Raw genomic sequence first — 19,910 nt, 5'->3', positions numbered from 1 at the left:
GGAAGACAGGACTAAAGACTGTCGGAGCTGACCGGTACTAATAAGCCGATAACTTGATAATCACTACACTCATACCGTTGTAAAGGCTGGTAGGAGTGGCCAGAGATTGCTTGCGTCCACTTTGTGGTTCCCAGAAGACGGGCACCCCGCATCCTCCTTCGGGAGGAGCGGAACAATTGAATACACGCACGGCGTGTAACCCAGATTTGACCATGTGCCCTCGGGTGCGTGTGTCGCCAGGGTTACGGCGGCCATAGCGAGAGGGAAACGCCCGGTCACATTCCGAACCCGGAAGCTAAGACTCTCAGCGCCGATGGTACTGCAGGGGGGACCCTGTGGGAGAGTAGGACACCGCCGGACACCATTCACGATGGCCACCCAGAAATGGGTGGCCATCGCTGTTTAACCGGTCGGTCTCTGTTCGAGGAGGAACAGGGCCGGCCGGAGCGACGATGACCGTCGTCGCCCGACTCCGGAACGAGGAGCAGCGATGACTCAGCACGACCCGACGCCCTCTCCGGAATCGAGGCCGCTCCAGAACGGCTTCGACGCCGTGGAGGAACACGTCCTGTCAGACGAGCTCCTCCGGATCGAGCAGACTCCGCTCAACGAGAGGGCAGCCGGATACGTCCAGCTGCAGGAGCAGCTGCGCATCCGACTCGAGAACGCCGACCGCGACCGATGACCGAAGACTCGCGACTCGACTCGGCTCTCGCCGAACGGGGCGTCGCCCGGTCCCGCACCCATGCCGCTCGGATGATCGCCGACGGTCTGGTGACGGTGGACGGCGTCCCTGCACTGAAGCCCTCGATCCGCGTCCGCGACGATCAGGACGTCGCGGTCGCCGGCCTCGACCACTACGTCAGCCGGGCCGCCCACAAGCTGCTCGCCGCCCTCGACACCTTCGCGACGGTGCGAGTCGCCGGCCGGAACGCTCTCGACGTCGGGGCGTCGACGGGCGGGTTCTCGCAGGTCCTGCTCGAGCGCGGCGCCGCCTCGGTGATCGCCCTCGACGTCGGGCACGCGCAGCTCGCTCCCCGGATCCGGTCCGACGATCGCGTCCACGTGGTGGAGGGGTTCAATGCGCGGGATCTCACCGCCGCCCGGCTCGCCGAAGCCGCCAGGACCGAGATCGTCCCGGACCTGGTCGTGTCCGACGTGTCCTTCATCTCCCTGCGGATGGTTCTGCCTCCCGTCGCCGCCTCCGTGGATCCGCTCGCCGACTTCGTGGTGCTGGTGAAGCCGCAGTTCGAGGTCGGCCGCTTGGGAGTGCGGGAGGGGATCGTCCGGGATCCGGAGCTGCGTCGCGAGGCCCTCTCGGACGTCCTGTGGTCGGCGTGGGACCTGGGGCTCGGCGTCGTCGGGCTGGCCGAGTCGCCACTCCCGGGGGGCGCTGGGAATCGCGAGTATCTGGCGCACCTCCACCGCGACCGCGGAACGATTCCGACAGAATGGAGGGACGCGGTCACCGCGCTCACCACCGGATGACGCGATCGTGTCCGCCGCTGTCGACCGACCAGAAGGACACACCCTCGATGCAGTCCCCTCGTGACGAGCGCAACATCCTCGTCGTCGCCCACACCGGACGGACGGACTCCCTCGATGCGGCGGTCCTCGTCGTCGAGCGCCTCCGGAACTCCGGCGCCCACCCCGTCCTCTGCGCCGACGACAAGGGCGACATCGTCGCGGTCGCTCCGGGTCTGAGCGACGTCGCCGTGCTCGGGTCCGACGTCCCGCTCGAGTCCATCGAGCTCGTGTTCGTGCTCGGCGGGGACGGGACCATCCTCCGCGCAGCGGAGATCGTCCGGTCCGGGACGGCCCCTCTGCTCGGCGTGAACCTCGGCCACGTCGGGTTCCTCGCGGAGAGCGAGCGGGACGATCTCGACGACGCCGTCGCCCGTGCGCTCGACGGCGACTACGCGGTCGAGGAGCGGATGACCCTGCAGGTGCGCGTCAAGATCGACGAGGCCGTCGTCTACGAGACCTGGGCGCTCAACGAGGCGACCGTCGAGAAGGGCAGCCGCGAGCGGATGCTCGAGGTCATGGTGGGCGTCGACGGACGTCCGCTGTCGAGCTTCGGCTGCGACGGCATCGTCGTGTCCACTCCGACCGGTTCCACCGCTTACGCCTTCTCCGGGGGCGGCCCCGTCGTGTGGCCGACCGTCGAGGCGATGCTCCTCGTTCCGCTCAGTGCCCATGCCCTCTTCGCGCGGCCCCTCGTCGTGGGCCCGTCGTCGAGCCTCGCCGTCGAGGTCAAGGAGAGGACCGACGGCGTCGGCGTCCTCTGGGCCGACGGCCGGCGCGCCTACGAGCTGCCGCCGGGAGCGCGCGTCGTCTACCGGCGCTCGCCCGTGCCCGTGCGCTTCGCACGCCTGCACGACGCCCCCTTCACCGATCGACTCGTGCACAAGTTCGGTCTCCCCATCCGCGGATGGCGGGGGTCGGCGGAGACGGAGTAAGGCCCGATGCTCGAAGAGCTGCAGATCCGCGACCTCGGAGTGATCGCCGAGGCGACGCTCCCGCTCGGACCGGGCTTCACCGCGGTCACCGGCGAGACCGGCGCCGGCAAGACGATGGTGGTCACGGCGCTCGGCCTCGTGCTGGGCGTGCGCTCGGACGCGTCCGCGGTGCGCTCGGGAGCGAAGCAGGCCTGGGTGTCGGGGCGCTGGCTGGTCCCCGAGGAGGGCCCGGTCGCCGAGCGCGTCCACGACGCCGGCGGCGATCTCGACGGCCCGGAGCTGCTCCTCGCGCGGTCCGTCTCGGCGGAGGGACGCGGGCGAGCCGTCGTCGGCGGCCGGAGCGCACCGGTCAGCGTGCTAAGCGAGCTCGCCGATCAGCTGGTCGTCGTGCACGGGCAGTCGGACCAGATCCGCCTCCGCTCCGCCGCGGCGCAGCGCGAGGCGCTCGACCGGTTCGGCGGACCCGGTCTCGCCGACGCCCTCCGCGACTACGCGAGCGCCTTCGAGCGTTGGCGGGCCAACCGGGAGGAGCTCGACTCGCTCACCGAGGCCCGGGAGACGCGCGCCCGCGAAGCCGAACGGCTCCGCTCCGCCCTCGCCGAGATCGAGGTGGTCGCCCCCCAGCGCGGGGAGGACGTCGAGCTCGCGGCGCAGTCCGCCCGGCTCGGGAGCATCGAGCAGCTCCGGCTCGCCGCCGGCGAGGCCCGCGAGGCGATCTCGTCCGAGGAGCTGGACGGGCGGGACGCGCTCGGGCTCCTCGAGACGGCGCGGCGCGTGCTGGAGCGGGCGGCCGAGCACGACGCCGCCCTGCAGCCGACGGTCCAGACGCTCGGCGAGGCGGCGGTGCTCCTCGTCGACGCCGCCGGCGGGCTCTCCTCCTACCTGGCGGAGCTCGACCTCGACGGCGCGCACGACCTGGAGCTGATCGAGAACCGGCGGGCGGAGCTGTCCCTGCTCGCCCGCACCTACGGACCGACCCTGGACGACGTGCTCGACCTGGTGGACTCCTCCGGACTCCGCCTGCTCGAGCTCGACGGCGACGACGAGAGGATCGCGGCTCTCGAGGCCGACACCGCGGCCGACGCGGACCTCGTCGACCGCCTCGCGACCCGGCTGACCGAGCTGCGGACCGCGGCGGCCGCCGAGCTGGGGGAGCGGGTCAGCGACGAGCTCACCGCGCTGGCCATGGCGGATGCGCGCCTGCACGTGAAGGTGACGGCCGCGGGGGAGCCGAGCGTCCACGGGCGCGACTCCGTCGAGATGCTGCTCCAGCCGCACACCGGGGCCGCACCCCGGCCCCTCGCCCGCGGAGCCTCGGGAGGCGAGCTCTCGCGGGTGATGCTCGCGATCGAGGTCGTGGTCGCCGCCAACGACCCCGTGCCGACGTTCGTCTTCGACGAGGTCGACGCAGGGGTCGGCGGAGCGGCGGCGATCGAGATCGGCCGACGGCTCGCGCGGCTCGCCGAGACGTCGCAGGTCATCGTGGTGACCCACCTCGCGCAGGTCGCCGCATTCGCCACGAACCACCTCCGCGTCGAGAAGGGCTCGGACGGCGCGGTGACCTCGAGCGCCGTGACGCAGCTCGACTCCGAGGAGCGGGTGTCCGAGATGGCGCGCCTGCTCTCGGGGCTCACCGACTCCGCCAACGCTCTCGCTCATGCGCGGGAGCTCCTCGAATCGAGTCGGCGGGGCTGATCGCGAGCGGCCCGGGACGACATCGATCCGTCCCGGGCGGTCCGCCGCCGCCGTTCTGCTGTTACGGTGGAACCCCGTGGTGGACTTTACGAACGCGGGCCTTTCCTCTTCTTCTCCCTCGGATCCCGAGGGCTCCTCCGGGTCCTCGACCCGGAACGCTTCGACGGCCGGGCAGGACGCCCCCTCGAAGATCACGAAGCACATCTTCGTCACCGGCGGTGTCGTCTCCTCGCTCGGCAAGGGACTCACGGCCGCGAGCCTGGGCAACCTGCTGACCGCGCGCGGGCTGCGCGTCGTCATGCAGAAGCTCGACCCGTACCTCAACGTGGACCCGGGGACGATGAACCCGTTCCAGCACGGCGAGGTCTTCGTGACCGACGACGGCGCCGAGACCGATCTCGACATCGGCCACTACGAGCGCTTCCTCGACATCAACCTGAACCAGGCCGCGAACGTCACGACCGGCCAGATCTACTCGCGGGTCATCGCGCGCGAGCGCGCCGGCGAGTACCTCGGCGACACGGTCCAGGTCATCCCGCACATCACGGACGAGATCAAGCGGCGCATGCGCCTCCAGTCGGAGGACGACCCGCAGCCGGACGTCATCATCACCGAGATCGGCGGCACCGTCGGCGACATCGAGAGCCAGCCGTTCATCGAGTCGGCCCGCCAGGTCCGCCACGAGCTCGGCCGCCGCAACGTCTTCTTCGTGCACGTCTCGCTGGTGCCCTTCATGGGCGCCTCCGGCGAGCAGAAGACCAAGCCCACCCAGCACTCCGTCGCGGCGCTGCGCTCGATCGGCATCCAGCCGGACGCGCTGGTGCTGCGGAGCGACCGGCCCGTCTCGGAGTCGAACAAGCGCAAGATCGCGCTGATGTGCGACGTCGACGAGCAGGCCGTGGTCAACGCCAAGGACGTCGCGTCGATCTACGAGATCCCGCAGATGCTCAACGAGCAGGGCCTCGACGCCTACATCATCGACCAGCTGGGCCTCCCGGCCGGCGAGGTCGTCTGGGACGGCTGGTCGCGACTGCTCGAGGCCGTGCACGAGCCCAAGCACGAGGTCACCATCGGCCTGGTCGGGAAGTACATCGACCTGCCCGACGCCTACCTCTCCGTGACGGAGGCCCTGCGAGCCGGCGGCTTCGCGCAGCAGACGAAGGTCGCCATCCGCTGGATCGCCTCCGACGGGCTCGAGGACCCCGAGGCTGCGGCAAAGGCGCTCTCCGAGCTCGACGGCATCTGCGTGCCCGGCGGCTTCGGCATCCGCGGTATCGAGGGCAAGCTCGGCGCGCTGCGCTTCGCGCGGGAGAACGGGATCCCGACGCTCGGGCTCTGCCTCGGCCTGCAGTGCATGGTCATCGAGTACGCCCGCAACGAGGCCGGCCTCGAGGGGGCCTCGTCGTCGGAGTTCGATCCGGAGACGGAGTTCCCCGTCATCGCGACGATGGCCGAGCAGGTCGAGATCCTCGCGTCCGGGGACATGGGCGGCACGATGCGCCTCGGCCTCTACACGGCCGAGCTCGCCGAGGGCTCGATCGTCGCCGAGGTGTACGGCGCACCTGAGGCTGCCGAGCGCCACCGTCACCGCTACGAGGTCAACAACCGCTACCGCGACCGGATCGCCGAGGCGGGGCTCTGGTTCTCGGGCCTCTCGCCCGACGGCCACCTCGTGGAGTACGTCGAGCTGCCCCGCGAGAAGCACCCCTACTACGTGGGCACGCAGGCGCACCCGGAGCTCCGCTCGCGCCCGAACGCCGCGCACCCGCTCTTCCGCGGCCTCGTGACCGCCGCCCTCGAGCGCCAGGAGGCCTCGCGCCTCTTCCCGGCATCGGAGGCGGGCGCCGATGAGTGAGCCGCTGTCGGACGAGCTCGTCGAGCCGGAGGTCCTGACCAGTGAGCGCGTCTTCGACGGGATGGTCTGGGGCGTCCGCGCGGAGACGTTCCGCTACGGCGGCGGCGAGCTGCGCCGGGAGTTCCTCGATCACACGGGAGCCGTCGCGGTGCTGGCCCTCGACGACGAGGACCGCGTCGCCCTGATCAAGCAGTACCGGCACCCGGTCCGCACCCGCGAGTGGGAGATCCCGGCCGGCCTGCTCGACGTGGAGGGCGAGGATCCGCTGGTCGCCGCTCAGCGGGAGCTGGGCGAGGAGACGGACCTGCAGGCCGAGCGCTGGGACCTGCTCTCGGAGTTCGCCACTTCGCCGGGCGGCAGCGACGAGGTCATCCGGATCTACCTGGCCCGCGGGCTCTCGTCCACAGGCTCCGCCTTCGACCGCGAGGCGGAGGAGGCCGACATGGAGCTGCGGTGGGTGCCGCTGGACGAGGCGGTCGAGGCGGTCCTCGCCCGCCGGGTGCAGAACCCCTCGCTGACGATCGCGGTGCTCGCGGCGCACGCGTTCCGCTCGCGCGACTGGGAAGGGCTGGGCGACGCGTCCTCGCCGTGGACGCGCCACCCGCGGGTCCGCCACCCCCGGGGGTGAGCCCCCGCGCCTGCGCCGAGGCGTACCTCCGGCAGGCGAGCGTGGAGCGCGGGCTCTCGGCGCACACGCTCGCGGCCTACCGGCGCGACCTGGAGCTCTACCTCGGCTGGCTCGAGGAGCGCGGGACCGTCGATCTGGCGCAGCTCGGACGGGTCGACGTGGGGGAGTTCTCCTCCTGGCTGGCCGCACGCCCGGAGCGGCCGCTCGCGGCGAGCTCGCGCGCACGGATCCTCTCGAGCGTCCGAGGGCTGCACCGCTTCGCCCTCGAGGAGGGGGTCGTCGCGGACGACGTTGCCCGGGACGTGATGCCGCCGAAGGTCCCGATGACCCTGCCGAAGGCGGTCACGGTCGAGCAGATGGCGGCACTGCTCGACGCGGCGCGCGGCGAGGAGCTCGCGGACCTGCGGGACCGGGCCCTGCTGGAGCTGCTCTACGCGACGGGCGCGCGCATCTCGGAGGCGGTGGACCTGAACGTCGACGACGTGGTCGCCGCGGAGGTGGTGCGGCTGACGGGCAAGGGGTCCAAGCAGCGGATGGTGCCGCTCGGCCGCTTCGCCCGCGAGGCGGTCGACGAGTACCTTGTGCGTGCGCGGCCCGAGCTCTCGCGGAGGGGACGCGCGACGCCGGCGCTCTTCCTGGGGGTCCGCGGGAGCCGCCTGTCGCGGCAGAGCGCCTGGCTGGTCATCCGCGCCGTCGCCGAGAAGGCCGGGCTGGACCGGGAGATCTCGCCGCACACCTTCCGGCACTCGTTCGCGACCCACCTGCTCGCGGGCGGCGCCGACGTCCGCGTAGTGCAGGAGCTCCTCGGGCACGCCTCGGTGGCGACGACGCAGATCTACACGCTGGTGACGGCGGACACGCTCCGGGACGTCTACACGTCCGCGCACCCGCGAGCGCGGCGCTAGAGCCGCGGACCCGCGCGGCGGGGCGCGGCGGCCGGGGAGCGGGGCGCCGGTACACTCGTCGGAGGCCGCGCGGGAGCGCACGCCGCCACGGAAGCGAGGACGACGCAGGTGACACGCAAGACGGACGACAAGGCCGAGCTCACCGGTCTCGAAGCCCCGACGCTCGGCCCGACCGGCCGCCCCCTGCGCGACTTCCCGCTGCCGGTGGAGCTCACCGGTCACGGCCCCGCTCGGATCATCTCCCTCTGCAACCAGAAGGGCGGCGTCGGAAAGACGACGACGACCATCAACCTGGGCGCGACCCTCGCCGAGTACGGCCGCCGTGTGCTGGCCATCGACTTCGACCCGCAGGGCGCCCTCTCGGCCGGCCTCGGGGTCACCACCTACGACGCCATCACGATCTACGACCTGCTCCTCGGCACCGTGAAGGACCCGGCCGAGGCGATCCGGAGGACCCGCGTGCCGGGCCTGGACGTCATCCCGGCCAACATCGACCTCTCCGCCGCCGAGGTCCACCTCGTCAACGAGGTCGCGCGCGAGCAGATCCTCGCCCGGGTACTCCGCAAGGTGAGCGCGGACTACGACGTCATCCTGATCGACTGCCAGCCCTCGCTGGGCCTGCTCACGGTCAACGCGCTCACCGCGAGCCACGGCGTCCTCATCCCGCTCGAGTGCGAGTTCTTCGCGCTGCGCGGCGTCGCCCTGCTGATCGAGACGATCGACAAGGTCCGCGACCGGCTCAACCCGGTGATCGAGCTCGACGGCATCCTGCCCACGATGTACGACTCCCGCACCCTGCACTCGCGGGAGGTGCTCGACCGGGTGGTCGACGCCTTCGGCGACAGCGTGCTCGAGACGGTGATCGGCCGCACGGTGAAGTTCCCGGACGCCAGCGTGTCCGGCGTCCCGATCACCCAGTTCGCGCCCGAGCACAACGCCGCGAAGGCGTACCGCAAGCTCGCCAGGGAGCTGATCTCGCGTGGCGCGGTCGCCTGAGGTCCTCCTCGAGGAGCGCACCGCTCCCACCGGGTTCCACCTCGCGCTGACCAACTTCGAGGGTCCGTTCGACCTCCTGCTGAGCCTCATCGCGAAGCAGCAGGTCGACATCACCGAGATCGCGCTGAGCGCCGTGACGGACGAGTTCCTCTCGTACCTGCACGGGATCGACTCGCTCGAGGGGCTGGACCGCGCGTCGGAGTTCCTCGTCGTCGCCGCGACGCTCCTCGACCTGAAGATCGCCGGACTCCTGCCCCAGGGCGAGCTCGTGGACGCGGAGGACGCGGCGCTGCTGGAGGCGCGAGACCTGCTCTTCGCCCGGCTCCTGCAGTACCGGGCCTTCAAGCAGGTGTCGTCGTGGTTCGCCGAGCGGATCGCGATCGAGACCGCCCGTCATGTGCGCGACGTGCCTCTGGAGGAGGAGTACCGGTCCGCGAAGCCGGAGCTCGTCTGGACCCTGTCGCCCGCCGACTTCGCCGCCCTCGCGACCGTCGCCCTCGCTCCGCGCGAGCTGCCGACGGTGGGCCTGGACCACCTGCACGCCCCGCAGATCAGCATCCGGGAGCAGGCCGCCCACGTCGTGGCGATGCTGCGCGCCCGCGGGAGGGCCACCTTCGGCGAGCTGATCGCGGACGCCGACGAGAAGGGCGTGATCGTCGCGCGCTTCCTGGCCGTGCTCGAGCTCTACCGGCACGCCGCGATCTCCTTCGACCAGCCGGAGCCGCTCGGCGAGCTCGCGCTGCGCTGGGTCGCCGAGCAGTGGAGCGATGCGAGCCTCGCCGCGCTCGGAGCCGACTATGACTCCTGACGCCGGCCCCGGGACCGTCGCTTTCGAGATCGACCGGGCGGTCGAGGCGATCCTGATGGTCGCGGACGAGCCGCAGCCGCTCGCCTCCCTCGCGACCGCGCTGTCGAGGCCGATCGCCGTGGTCCGCCAGTCGATCGAGCGCCTGGTCGCCGACTACGACGGCGCCGACGGAGCGATCCGCCGGGGCTTCGAGCTGCGCGAGGTCGGTGCCGGCTGGCGGATCTACGTGCGCCGCGAGTACGACCCGGTGGTCAAGGACTTCGTCCTGACGCAGAACCCGACGCGGCTCTCGCAGGCGGCGCTCGAGACGCTCGCCGTGATCGCCTACAAGCAGCCGGTCTCGCGCGGTCAGGTCGCGCAGATCCGCGCGGTCAACGTCGACTCCGTCGCGCGCACCCTCCTCGGCCGCGGCCTCATCGCGGAGGTCGGCCACGACCCCGAGACGGGCGCGGTCCTCTACGGCACCACCGAGCAGCTGCTCGTGCACCTCGGCCTCACCTCGCTCGACGAGCTGCCGAAGATCTCCCCCCTACTGAGCGACGGAAGAGACGGATTCGATGAGCGCGCCTGACAGCGGCCCCGACGGCGAACGACTGCAGAAGGTCCTCGCGGCAGCGGGGGTCGCCTCCCGACGAGTGGTCGAGGAGATGATCGTGGCGCGGCGGATCCGCGTCAACGGCGAGGTGGCGGACGAGCTCGGCCGCCGCATCGATCCGGCGACCGACCGGATCGAGGTCGACGGGGTCGCGGTGCAGCTGGACACCTCGCGCCGCTATGTGATGCTCAACAAGCCGATCGGCGTCGTCAGCTCGCTGGCGGACGAGAACGGACGCACCGACCTCAGCCTCTACACGAAGAACTTCGAGGAGCGGCTGTTCAACGTCGGGCGCCTCGACGCCGAGACCTCGGGCCTGCTCGTGCTGACCAACGACGGCGAGCTCGCCCACGTCCTCGCGCACCCGTCGTTCGGAGTGACGAAGACCTACATCGCGAAGGTGCACGGGCAGGTCCTCCCGCAGACGATCGCGACGCTGACCTCCGGGATCGAGCTCGACGACGGACCGGTGGCCGCCGACAAGGCGCGTCTCCTCGGCCGGCCGGAGGGCCGCTCGAACGCCTCGCTCGTCGAGATCACCCTGCACTCCGGTCGCAACCGGGTCGTCCGCCGGATGATGGCGGCGGTCGGCCATCCGGTGATCGAGCTCGTCCGCCGCCAGTTCGGGCCGCTGCACCTGGGCACCCTGCGCTCGGGCGATCTTCGGGACCTGACCCGGGAGGAGCTGGGCGCGCTGCTCACGATCGCGCGGCAGGGCGGCGAGGCGGTGGCGGCCGCTCCCGCGGTCCCCTCGAAGAAGGCGAGCGCGGGTGCGCGGCGGCCCCGGCCTGACAGCGGCGAGCGCGTCGCCCCGGCGGAGCGCGGCTCGGCCGGGCGATCCTCGGATCGCGGCGGATCGTCCGGACGGTCGTCCGACCGCGGCGGCTCCTCCGCCGGCGGCGGGCGGAGCGACGGTCCTCCGCGCCGGTCCGGCGCCGACAAGCAGCGCCGCGCCGATCGCTAGGCTGTCGGGGTGAATGAGCTCCTGCACCCCGCGCCGCCCGCGATGCGGACGACCGGGACGGTGCGGGTGGTCGGCTCCGGACTGCTCGGCGCCTCCATCGGCCTCGGCCTCGCCTCCCGCGGGATCGACGTCGTCCTCGACGACGCCTCGCCCGCGAGCCTCTCCCTCGCCATCGACTACGGGGCCGGCCGCGCCGCCTCCGCCGACGACCGGCCCTCCGTCGTCGTCGTCTGCGTCCCCCCTGACGTCACCGCGAGCGTCGTCGAGCGCGAGCTCGCGGCGCACCCCGGAGCCGTCGTCACCGACGTGGCGAGCGTCAAGACCCAGCCGCTGCGCGAGCTGCGCTCCCGCGGCGTCGACCTCGCCCGCTACATCGGCTCGCACCCGATGGCCGGCCGCGAGCGCGGCGGACCGGTCGCCGCGCGGGGAGACCTCTTCGTCGGCAGACCCTGGGTGATCTGCCGCGACGGCGAGACCGCGCCCGACGCGCTCGCAAGGGTGGAGGGCCTCGCTCTCGACCTCGGCGGCACCATCGTCGAGATGGACCCGGAGGAGCACGACCTCTCGGTCGGCCTCGTCTCGCACGCCCCGCAGGTGATCTCGTCACTGCTCGGCCAGCGCCTCCTCGACGCCCCGAACGCGGCGCTCCGCCTCGCCGGGCAGGGCGTCCGCGACGTCTCGCGCCTGGCGGCCTCGGCCCCCGAGCTCTGGATGCAGATCCTGGCCGCGAACCGCGAGCACGTCGTCGCGGTGCTCGACGCCTTCCGCGACGACGTCGCCGCGGTCGCCGACGCGCTCCGCGACCTCGAGGCGCCCGGCTCGCGCCGCGTGCTCGCCGAGCACCTGGCCGCGGGCAACGCCGGAGTGGCGCGCCTGCCCGGCAAGCACGGCCAGGACCAGCGCTTCTCGACCCTGATCGTCCTCGTCGACGACTCTCCCGGAACCCTCGCGCGGCTCCTGGTGGAGATCGGCGAGGCGGGCGTCAATCTCGAGGACGTTCGCCTCGAGCACGCGCAGGGGCGCCGAGTGGGTCTCGCCGAGATCTCGGTGGTGCCCGAAGCGGTCGCGCCGCTGACCGAAGAACTGACCATACGCGGCTGGAGGATCGCCGGATGAGCACCGAGCAGAACAGGCAGGAGGGCGGCCTGAACAGGATGACGCCCGCCCGCCGGGCACAGCAGAGCATCCCGGAGGACGGGGGCGCGGCTCCCGAGCGCGAGGCGCGCTCCGAGGCCGCCGAGCAGGGCGACTTCGGCGAGGCCGTCGTGGTCGCCATCGACGGCCCGGCCGGCAGCGGCAAGTCCAGCGTGTCGAGGGCTGCCGCCCGCCGCCTCGACTTCGAGTTCCTCGACACGGGAGCGGCCTACCGCGCGCTCGCCTGGCACGGGCTCGACCGCGGCCTCGACTTCGAGGACCAGGACGCGATCGTCGACGCGCTCGACGGCTTCGACTACTCCATCGGCACCGACCCCGAGTCGTACTCGGTGTGGGTCGGTCCGACCGAGGTGACCACCGCCATCCGCGAGCCCCGGGTGACCGCGCGGGTCTCGGCCGTGGCGAAGGTCCCCGAGGTCCGTCGGAGGATCACACTGCTGTTCCGGAGGATCATCGGCGAGACGCGTCGGGAGGGCATCATCGTCGAGGGCCGCGACATCACGACGGTCGTCGCACCGACCGCTCCGGTCCGGATCCTGCTGACGGCGAGCGAAGAGGCTAGAATGGTCAGGCGTTCGCGCGAGGTCACCACGGAATCCGCCGAGGCGACGGGTCAGGCGCTGCGGTCGAGGGACCGCGCCGACTCGCAGGTGGTCGACTTCATGAACGCCGCAGAAGGAGTCACTCTTCTCGACTCCACTCATCTCGACTTCGAGCAGACCGTCGACGCGGTCGTCGCCGAGGTCCGAACTTCGAGAGCAAGGGCCGGTCATGGCACAGGACACGCACGTCGGTGACGACGAGCTGAACTTCGGAGACGACGACCTCGTCGAGCGCCTCGGCGACCTCGACGAGCAGCTCGCCTCCTCACGCGCGCAGGCGCTCCGGAGCGGACTCGAGGACTACGACCTCGACGAGGAGGACCTCGACCTCCTCGAGTTCGCCGGGGAGGACTCGGACGAGGTCCGCTACCTCCCCGCCCTCCCGGTCGTGGCGATCGTGGGCCGCCCCAACGTCGGCAAGTCCGCGCTGGTGAACCGCATCCTCGGCCGCCGCGAGGCCGTCGTCGAGGACACCCCGGGCGTCACGCGCGACCGCGTGTCCTACAAGGCGGAGTGGATCGACCGGGCGTTCACCATCGTCGACACCGGCGGCTGGGAGCCCGACGCCCGCGGCATCGACGCCTCCGTCGCCATGCAGGCCGAGATCGCCATCGACCTCGCCGACGCCGTCATCTTCGTCGTCGACGCGAACGTCGGCGCGACCGCGACCGACGAGCACGTCGTGAAGCTGCTGCGCAAGACGAAGAAGCCGGTCTTCCTCGCCGCCAACAAGGTGGACGACGCCCGCCAGGAGCCGAACGCCGCATCGCTGTGGTCGCTCGGCCTGGGCGAGCCCCGCCCCGTCTCGGCCGTCCACGGCCGCGGCGTCGCCGACCTTCTCGACGCGGTGCTCGAGAAGCTCCCTCTGGAGTCGGCCGTCGCCAAGCGCGAGGTCGGCGGACCGCGCCGCGTCGCGATCCTCGGCCGCCCGAACGTCGGCAAGTCCAGCCTGCTCAACAAGGCGGCGGGGGAGGAGCGGGTCGTCGTCAACGAGCTCGCCGGCACCACGCGCGACCCGGTCGACGAGCAGGTCGAGATCGCCGGCAAGGTCTGGCGCTTCGTCGACACCGCGGGCATCCGCCGCCGCGTGCACCTCCAGCAGGGCGCCGACTTCTACGCGTCGCTGCGCACCTCGACGGCGCTCGAGAAGGCCGAGGTCGCCGTCGTCGTCCTCGACGTCTCGCAGCCGATCTCGGAGCAGGACGTCCGCATCATCGACCTGGTGCTGGAGTCGGGCCGGGCGCTCGTGCTCGCCTTCAACAAGTGGGACCTCCTCGACGACGAGCGCCGCCGCTACCTCGAGCGCGAGATCGAGACCGACCTCGCCCACGTGGCGTGGGCGCCCCGCGTCAACATCTCGGCCCGCACCGGCCGCCACCTCGAGAAGCTCGTGCCGGCGCTCGAGCTCGCCCTCGAGTCGTGGGACACGCGCATCCCGACGGGCAAGTTCAACGCGTTCCTCGCCGAGCTCACCGCGGCGCACCCGCACCCCCTCCGCGGAGGCAAGCAGCCCCGCGTGCTCTTCGGCACGCAGGCCTCGTCGCGCCCGCCGACATTCGTCCTCTTCACGACCGGGTTCCTCGACCCGGGCTACCGCCGCTACATCGCGCGCCGCCTGCGCGAGATCTACGGCTTCCAGGGGTCGCCGGTGAACGTCAACATGCGCGTCCGCGAGAAGCGCGCGCGCTGAGCGCAGCCGCACCGTGTCCGGCCCGTGGGAGCTCCTCCCGCGGGCCGTCCGCGTCTCCGGGAGGAGCAGCGATCGAGTCGCGCGGGCGGATGCTGCTGCCGAGGCGTCACGGCCGAGCGGGACAGCTCTCTCGAGAGGGAGCGAGGAGCCGCGCGGTCCGGCTTGCGGAGTTGCGGCCGCCCTCGAGCCGAGCGGTCGACTCTCTCGGCGAGCGTCTGCGCAGCGGCGCCCGACGAGGCCGGTCAGTCGCCGGTGGCGAAGGGCCACCACGGCGGCAGGAGCCGTCGGTAGGCGGCGAGGTAGCTGCCGGGATCGCGGGGCGCGGGCAGACGGAGCCACTGCTCCATCAGGCCGACGGAGCCCGCCGCGAGGAACGAGGCCGTCGCGTCCTCGAGGAAGCCGAGCGGTGCGTCCGCGGCCGGGACGTCGAGGATCCCCGTGTCGAGCGTCGCGGAGACGGCGGTGCGGAAGTGCCCTGCCAGCATCGCGCGGAGGCCCGAGTCCCCGCCGGGGGCGTCGAAGGCGCGGAGGTAGAGGTCGCGGTGGCCGTCCAGGTGGCCGAGGACGCGGGAGGTGCCCTCGCGGATGCTCGCGTCGGTCGCGGCACCGCTCCGGAGCTGCTGGAGGTAGCCCTCCCGGATCGCGTCGAGCTCGTCCTGCAGGGCGGCACAGAGCAGCTCCGCGGCGGACGAGGCGTGGGCGTAGAAGGTGGAGCGGTTCACGCCGGCGAGATCGGTGATCTCGGAGACGGTGAGGGTGGCGACGTCGCGGCCGGTCGCGAGTTCGACGATCGCCCGGTGCAGGGCCACCTGTGATCGCTTCTGCCGCGCATCCACTGCTGACGCCTCCCGAGCTGCCGACGGCGCGTCGACCCGTGCCGACGCGTTCCGCCCAGCGAGTCTACGGGGCCCGCTCGTTTTCACTTCCGGCGTCGGCATCCGCTAAGGTAGTCGAGTTGCCCGGGCCTCGGCCCGGTCTGCCACGGGCTGTGGCGCAGCTTGGTAGCGCACTTGACTGGGGGTCAAGGGGTCGCAGGTTCAAATCCTGTCAGCCCGACGGAGAGCCCTGATGAGACCACTGGTCGTCGTCAGGGCTTCCGTCGTTTCCGGGCCTCGTCGTGACGCTGCGGACCGCTCACCGGAGCGCTGCGGCGACCTCGGCGAAAGCCACGCGACGTCGAGCGGAGCGCGCCTCCCGCTCGGCGGGATCCCGTGCCCAGAGCGCCTGTCGCGACGGGTGGAAGGTGCGGATCACCGTGAGGCCGCGCTCGCGCTCGATCGCCGGGTGCCGCCTGAGGAGGCGCCGCCAGCCGTGATCGGCGTCGCCGCCCTGCAGGAGGACCACCTCGACGTCGGGGGCGAGCGCGAGCAGATGCAGGACGGTCTCGACGCCGGCGTCGAGCTGCTCGGCGTTCGGCGCCTGGTTGATGTACCAGGGGTAGGCGTTCCACGGCAGCAGGTCGACGGGGGCGAGCCCCACCTCGTCCATCAGCCCGGCCATGAGCTCGGCCGTCGGGTCGTCGTTCTCGGTGCAGAGGAAGCCGCTTCCGATGCCGTCCTGAGTGGCGGGGCCGGGATCGCGGAGGACGCTGAGGACGCGCGCCTCCACTCCGCCGTGCAGGGGCGCGACGTAGGGCAGCCAGCCGCGTCCGTAGGGGTTCCGCAGCTCGTCGACCCAGCGGTTCACGGGAGCCACGTGCGGTGCGTAGCGCTGCTCCCACTGGGCGCGGCGGAAGGAGAGGTCGGCCATGGAGCGGGGCATGTCCGCACTCTAGAGGGTGACCGGGGCGGCGCGGCACCCTTCCTGGTCGTCGGCCGTGCCGGCGGCGCCCGGACTGAGAGGCCGGAGCGGCATGCACGGCGTCTCCCCGACCGCCCGCAAGGGCGGCGGCAGGCCGGCTCCCTAGCGTCGGTGGACGTGACCCACTCCGCTCCGCTCGCCCGCTGGTGGCGCGAACCCTGGTGGGCGCGGCTCACCCTCCTCGCGATCCTGTGCGGTTCGACGGCCCTCACCGGCTGGAATCTCGCCCGGGGCGGAGACGCCGTCTTCTACGAGGCGGCGGCACGGTCGATGTCGGAGTCGTGGCACGCGCTGGCGTTCGGAGCCTTCGATCCCGCCGCCACGGTGACGCTGGACAAGCTGGCGGGGTTCGCGGTGCCGCAGGCGCTGAGCATCCGGCTGTTCGGCATGTCGACGTCGTCGATCGCGCTGCCGCAGCTGATCGAGGGGCTGATCACGGTCGCGGCGTGCTCGGTCGTCGGGCTCCGGTGGGGCGGCCGGGGGCTCGGGCTGGTCGCGGCGGCAGCGGCGGCGAGCACGCCGATCCTCGTGTCGATGTTCGGGCACCCGATGGAGGACGGGCTGCTCACGGCGGCACTCGCCGTGGCGCTGGTGTGGTGGCAGCGCGCGGTGCTGACGGAGCGGTGGTGGCCGCTGCTGATGACCGGGCTGTCCATCGGGATCGGCTTCCAGGCGAAGATGATGCAGGCCTGGTTCGTCCTGCCGGCGCTCGTGGTGGCGACTCTCGTCGGGGTGCGCGGGTGGCGCCGAGCCCTCGCCTGGGCGGGCGGGCTCCTGGCCGTCGTGGTGGGCGCCTCGGTGGCGTGGATGGTCGCGATGCAGGCGGTGCCGGCAGGGGACCGGCCCTACATCGACGGGTCGACGGGGAACGACGTCTTCGCGATGGTGTTCGGGTTCAACGGGCTCGACCGGCTGATCCCGGGAGCGGTGCCCGGCGCCGTCGTCGCTTCCGCCCACATGGCGACGATGGGCGGAGCAGCGGGGTCTTCGCCGGCCAAGCTGCTGCTGGCGCAGTACGCGACGCAGGTCGGCTGGCTGTATCCCGCGGCGCTCGCCGGGCTGGTGCTCGGCGCCGTGCGCTGGTGGCCGCGGCGGGGGAGGCGGGGAGGTGCCCGCGGTGCCTTCGCCCTCCTGGTCTGCCTCGCGGTGTGGCTGGTGACAGCGGCGGGCGTGCTCTCGGTGGCGACGGTGCCGCACATGGCGTACGTCGCGGCGATCGGCGTGCAGCTGGCGCTCCTCGCCGCGCTGGGCTGGGCGGAGGGGGTGCGGCTGCTCGCGTCGCCCCGGGTCGGCGCGCGGCTGGTGCTGCCGCTCCTCCTGGTCGGGCAGACGGCGTGGAGCGCGGCGCTCGCCGTGGGCGGGCAGCTGCCGTCGGTGCTGGGCCTGCCGCTCGCGGCGCTCGCCGGAGCAGGGCTCGTCGTGGTCGCGGTGGCGGCCCGGTGGAGTAGGGGCGGTGCGGCGGCGAGCAGAGGCGCGGCCCGGCATCGTTCGATCGCGCTCGCAGCGGCCGTCGTGATCCTGGCAGGGCCGATCGCGTTCAGCCTCCAGGTGCTCGACGCGTCCCTCGACGGGTCGGGCGGGGACGCGCTCGTCGGCCTGCGCTTCCCGCAGAGGGCCGAGACCTCGGCTCCGTTCGCGGTCTCGTCGCCGGACGCGGTCGGCGGGCACGACTCGATGACCGCCGACGAGACCGCACTGGTCGCCGCTGCTCGTGCCGCCGGCGGCGGGGTGGACGGAGCGCCCCTGTTCCTCACCGACTCCTGGGCGATCTCGGCGCCGATCATCACGGCGACCGGCGCGAGCGTGCTCACCGACGGCGGCTACTCCGGCCAGGCGCGGGTCTTCACCGAGCAGGACGTCGCCGGGATGATCGCGGCAGGACGCACGCCTCTGCTGGTTCTGAAGAACTCGGCGCCACCGACCGAGTCGGTGCGGAAGGCCGTGGTGGCGGACGGATGCACACAGCTGCAGGAGTGGGGGCCGGCGGCGACGGAGTCGGGAGAGCACGCCTCCGCGGTCACCGGGTTCTCGTTGTGGCGGTGCGTGGCGATGCCGCACGGCTCGGCGGGCGGGGTGTCGGGTGCCGGCCAGTGACGCCGTAGGGCAGTTCTCGCCTGGACGAGATCGGCTCCCGCCGGAACGATCGCCCTCGTCCTTGCGCTCGACGGGTCAGGCCAGGCCGAGGAGGTCGAGCGTCCAGGCGTGAGCGAGGACGTTCTCCTGGTGGGACTCCTCGGGCGTCAGTCCGCTGAGGTGACCGCCCGAGGTCGCACGGAGGACGACGTGCGCGGGATCGTCGCGCTCAGCCACTGCCCGGTAGGCGCTTGCGAATTCCGCGATCGCCGACGCGTCGACTCGGGCATCGCGGAGACCGGCTCGAATCCACGCGCGCGGAAGCGGTCGGCTCCGCCCCACCATTGTGGCGATCGTCGCGAGTGGAGAGAGCCCGCTCGCGAGGATCCAGTCAGGGTCACCGAACTCCTCACGGTCGGACGCCGCCGCGGCTGCGGAGCGATCATCGAGCGCGCCGACGGGATCGAGGAAGGGATGCACGAGGTGGAGGCCACGGAGTTCTGCGGGGCGACGGAGGCAGACCGTCGCAGCGACCAGCGCGCCCGCGCTCGCCGCGGTGAGAAGGAGCCGGTGCGAGTCGATCCCTGGAAGCTCACGAAGCAACGCCAGGCAGGCGAGGAGGTCCTCGATCGGGCGCTCGCGGCCGAGGCCGGTCGCCTGCCGATGCCACTCCGGGCCGTTCTCTCCGCCCCCGCGGACATGGCAGTAGGCGACCGCGGCTCCGCGCGCGAGGAGGTCGTCCGTGAAGGGATCGAACGGCCCCTCGAGGCTGATGCCGTAGGCGCCGTAGACGTGGACGACGACGGGACAGCTGTCGGCGCCGTCAGGAGTCATCAGGGTGAGCGGGACGAGGGTGCCGTCCCGGCTCGGCGCAGTGAGTGACGTGACCTTCATCCGTTCTGTGACCTCGGTGGCGAGTGCCTTACCCGGTACAGGGGTGACGCAGTGGGCGCGGTGAGCAGGGGAGGAGACGAGCATGATCGGGTGGCGGGTGATCGGATCGACGGCGGGAACAAGGGTCCCGGCCGCCGGCGCGAGCCAGAGCGCGTCTGCCCCGCCGCCGGGCAGCCACACCGCTCTCCTGCCGGACGACCGACCGAGTACGAAGAGCTCACCCTGGGCCTCCTGCAGGTGCTCCGCCTGAAGGGCCTTCGGAACGGGAACCTCGAGAGGACGCGTCGAGCCGGTCATCCGGACGACTCCGTGCCGTCGATACAGGACCGCGAGGCCGCCCCTGCAGGCGGAGACATCCGCGTTCTCCGTGCCGAGGTCGAGGCGACGGCACGTCGGGGGACTGCTCTCCTCTCCGGTCAGCACCCAGTACCGGGAGTCGCGCGCCCCTCTCGATGCGAGTACGGCGATCGCCCCGGCGACGCTGCGCAGATCGAGCCTCCGAGCCTGATCGGGCTCTTCGAGCAGCACGTGGGGAGTCGTCAGGCTGCGATGCCACCAGACCGCCTGCCAGGGCCGACCCGCGTCGTTCCGCCTTATCCAGAGGAATCCGTCCGAGAACGATCGGATGCGCGGGGAGACGGGGCGCTCGTCCTGAACGATCTCGACGGCTCCGCTCCTGGTCGCGACGGCGACGCGGATGCGGTGATGCTCATCACCGTCCTGATCGCTCACAAGTGCGAAAGCGGCGGCGCCCGGCGAGAGCACCAGAGACTCCTGCGGTGCGATGACGA

Annotated in this window: 17 protein-coding genes, 1 tRNA gene, 1 rRNA gene and 1 pseudogene; 17 read left to right on the top strand and 3 right to left on the bottom strand. The window is 72.2% G+C overall.

Annotated elements, in window-relative coordinates:
• Positions 1-243: 243 nt before the first annotated feature.
• From rrf to der, 15 genes and pseudogenes are all read left to right on the top strand, one after another.
• Positions 244-360 (top strand): 5S ribosomal RNA (gene rrf, locus C5C46_RS01790).
• 130 nt (positions 361-490) lie between these two features.
• On the top strand, positions 491-685 hold the full coding sequence (locus C5C46_RS01785; protein WP_104225427.1) for a hypothetical protein: 195 nt from the start codon (positions 491-493) through the stop codon (positions 683-685).
• Positions 682-1,488, top strand: coding sequence for a TlyA family RNA methyltransferase (locus C5C46_RS01780; protein WP_104225426.1), 807 nt, complete (start codon positions 682-684; stop codon positions 1,486-1,488). The genes C5C46_RS01785 and C5C46_RS01780 overlap by 4 nt, the downstream gene beginning before the upstream one ends.
• Positions 1,489-1,535: 47 nt before the next feature.
• Positions 1,536-2,459, top strand: a complete 924-nt coding sequence (locus C5C46_RS01775) for an NAD kinase (protein WP_104225425.1) — start codon at positions 1,536-1,538, stop codon at positions 2,457-2,459.
• Between the two features lie 6 nt (positions 2,460-2,465).
• Complete coding sequence (gene recN, locus C5C46_RS01770; protein WP_104225424.1) at positions 2,466-4,154, top strand: DNA repair protein RecN; 1,689 nt, start codon at positions 2,466-2,468, stop codon at positions 4,152-4,154.
• 190 nt (positions 4,155-4,344) lie between these two features.
• Positions 4,345-6,009: a CTP synthase gene (locus tag C5C46_RS01765; protein ID WP_104222604.1), complete on the top strand. Its 1,665-nt coding sequence runs from the start codon at positions 4,345-4,347 to the stop codon at positions 6,007-6,009.
• On the top strand, positions 6,002-6,637 hold the full coding sequence (locus C5C46_RS01760; protein WP_104225423.1) for an NUDIX hydrolase: 636 nt from the start codon (positions 6,002-6,004) through the stop codon (positions 6,635-6,637). Before C5C46_RS01765 ends, C5C46_RS01760 begins: the two co-directional genes overlap by 8 nt.
• Positions 6,634-7,542: a site-specific tyrosine recombinase XerD gene (gene xerD / locus C5C46_RS01755; protein WP_104225422.1), complete on the top strand. Its 909-nt coding sequence runs from the start codon at positions 6,634-6,636 to the stop codon at positions 7,540-7,542. The genes C5C46_RS01760 and xerD overlap by 4 nt, the downstream gene beginning before the upstream one ends.
• A gap of 108 nt (positions 7,543-7,650) precedes the next feature.
• The gene (locus tag C5C46_RS01750) at positions 7,651-8,538 is read left to right on the top strand and encodes a ParA family protein (RefSeq protein WP_104222502.1); all 888 of its coding nucleotides are present in this window, start codon (positions 7,651-7,653) and stop codon (positions 8,536-8,538) included.
• A complete protein-coding gene (locus C5C46_RS01745; RefSeq protein ID WP_104225421.1) occupies positions 8,522-9,346 on the top strand; it encodes a ScpA family protein in 825 nt (274 codons plus the stop codon). Before C5C46_RS01750 ends, C5C46_RS01745 begins: the two co-directional genes overlap by 17 nt.
• Positions 9,336-9,917 (top strand): SMC-Scp complex subunit ScpB, encoded by a 582-nt coding sequence (gene scpB, locus C5C46_RS01740; protein ID WP_104225420.1) that lies wholly within the window; start codon positions 9,336-9,338, stop codon positions 9,915-9,917. The genes C5C46_RS01745 and scpB overlap by 11 nt, the downstream gene beginning before the upstream one ends.
• Positions 9,904-10,674, top strand: a pseudogene (locus tag C5C46_RS01735) (pseudouridine synthase); the annotation flags it as partial. The gene scpB and the pseudogene C5C46_RS01735, both read left to right, overlap by 14 nt.
• Positions 10,675-10,947: 273 nt before the next feature.
• Entirely contained in the window at positions 10,948-12,021 is a 1,074-nt protein-coding gene (locus C5C46_RS01730; protein ID WP_104222605.1) for a prephenate dehydrogenase, read from the top strand.
• Positions 12,018-12,857 (top strand): (d)CMP kinase, encoded by an 840-nt coding sequence (gene cmk, locus C5C46_RS01725; RefSeq protein ID WP_258059253.1) that lies wholly within the window; start codon positions 12,018-12,020, stop codon positions 12,855-12,857. The genes C5C46_RS01730 and cmk overlap by 4 nt, the downstream gene beginning before the upstream one ends.
• Positions 12,832-14,352, top strand: coding sequence for a ribosome biogenesis GTPase Der (der, locus tag C5C46_RS01720; RefSeq protein WP_104222506.1), 1,521 nt, complete (start codon positions 12,832-12,834; stop codon positions 14,350-14,352). The genes cmk and der overlap by 26 nt, the downstream gene beginning before the upstream one ends.
• A gap of 242 nt (positions 14,353-14,594) precedes the next feature.
• On the opposite strand, the gene C5C46_RS01715 is transcribed toward der, so the two are convergent.
• The gene (locus C5C46_RS01715) at positions 14,595-15,188 is read right to left on the bottom strand and encodes a TetR/AcrR family transcriptional regulator (protein ID WP_181069118.1); all 594 of its coding nucleotides are present in this window, start codon (positions 15,186-15,188) and stop codon (positions 14,595-14,597) included.
• Between the two features lie 146 nt (positions 15,189-15,334).
• Here C5C46_RS01715 and C5C46_RS01710 point away from each other — a divergent pair.
• Positions 15,335-15,408: transfer RNA gene (locus tag C5C46_RS01710), tRNA-Pro, on the top strand.
• A gap of 78 nt (positions 15,409-15,486) precedes the next feature.
• On the opposite strand, the gene C5C46_RS17175 is transcribed toward C5C46_RS01710, so the two are convergent.
• Positions 15,487-16,113: a uracil-DNA glycosylase gene (locus C5C46_RS17175; RefSeq protein ID WP_104225418.1), complete on the bottom strand. Its 627-nt coding sequence runs from the start codon at positions 16,111-16,113 to the stop codon at positions 15,487-15,489.
• A gap of 156 nt (positions 16,114-16,269) precedes the next feature.
• Here C5C46_RS17175 and C5C46_RS01700 point away from each other — a divergent pair, with 156 nt between their 5' ends.
• Positions 16,270-18,246, top strand: coding sequence for a glycosyltransferase family 39 protein (locus C5C46_RS01700; RefSeq protein ID WP_104225454.1), 1,977 nt, complete (start codon positions 16,270-16,272; stop codon positions 18,244-18,246).
• 75 nt (positions 18,247-18,321) lie between these two features.
• On the opposite strand, the gene C5C46_RS17400 is transcribed toward C5C46_RS01700, so the two are convergent.
• On the bottom strand, positions 18,322-19,059 hold the full coding sequence (locus tag C5C46_RS17400; RefSeq protein ID WP_374953786.1) for a prolyl oligopeptidase family serine peptidase: 738 nt from the start codon (positions 19,057-19,059) through the stop codon (positions 18,322-18,324).
• Positions 19,060-19,910: the final 851 nt, after the last annotated feature.

Source organism: Rathayibacter sp. AY1E6, assembly GCF_002931115.1.
GTDB lineage: Bacteria > Actinomycetota > Actinomycetes > Actinomycetales > Microbacteriaceae > Rathayibacter.
Note: the sequence above shows the minus strand (reverse complement) of the source record. Positions and strands in the feature narration are given on the sequence as shown.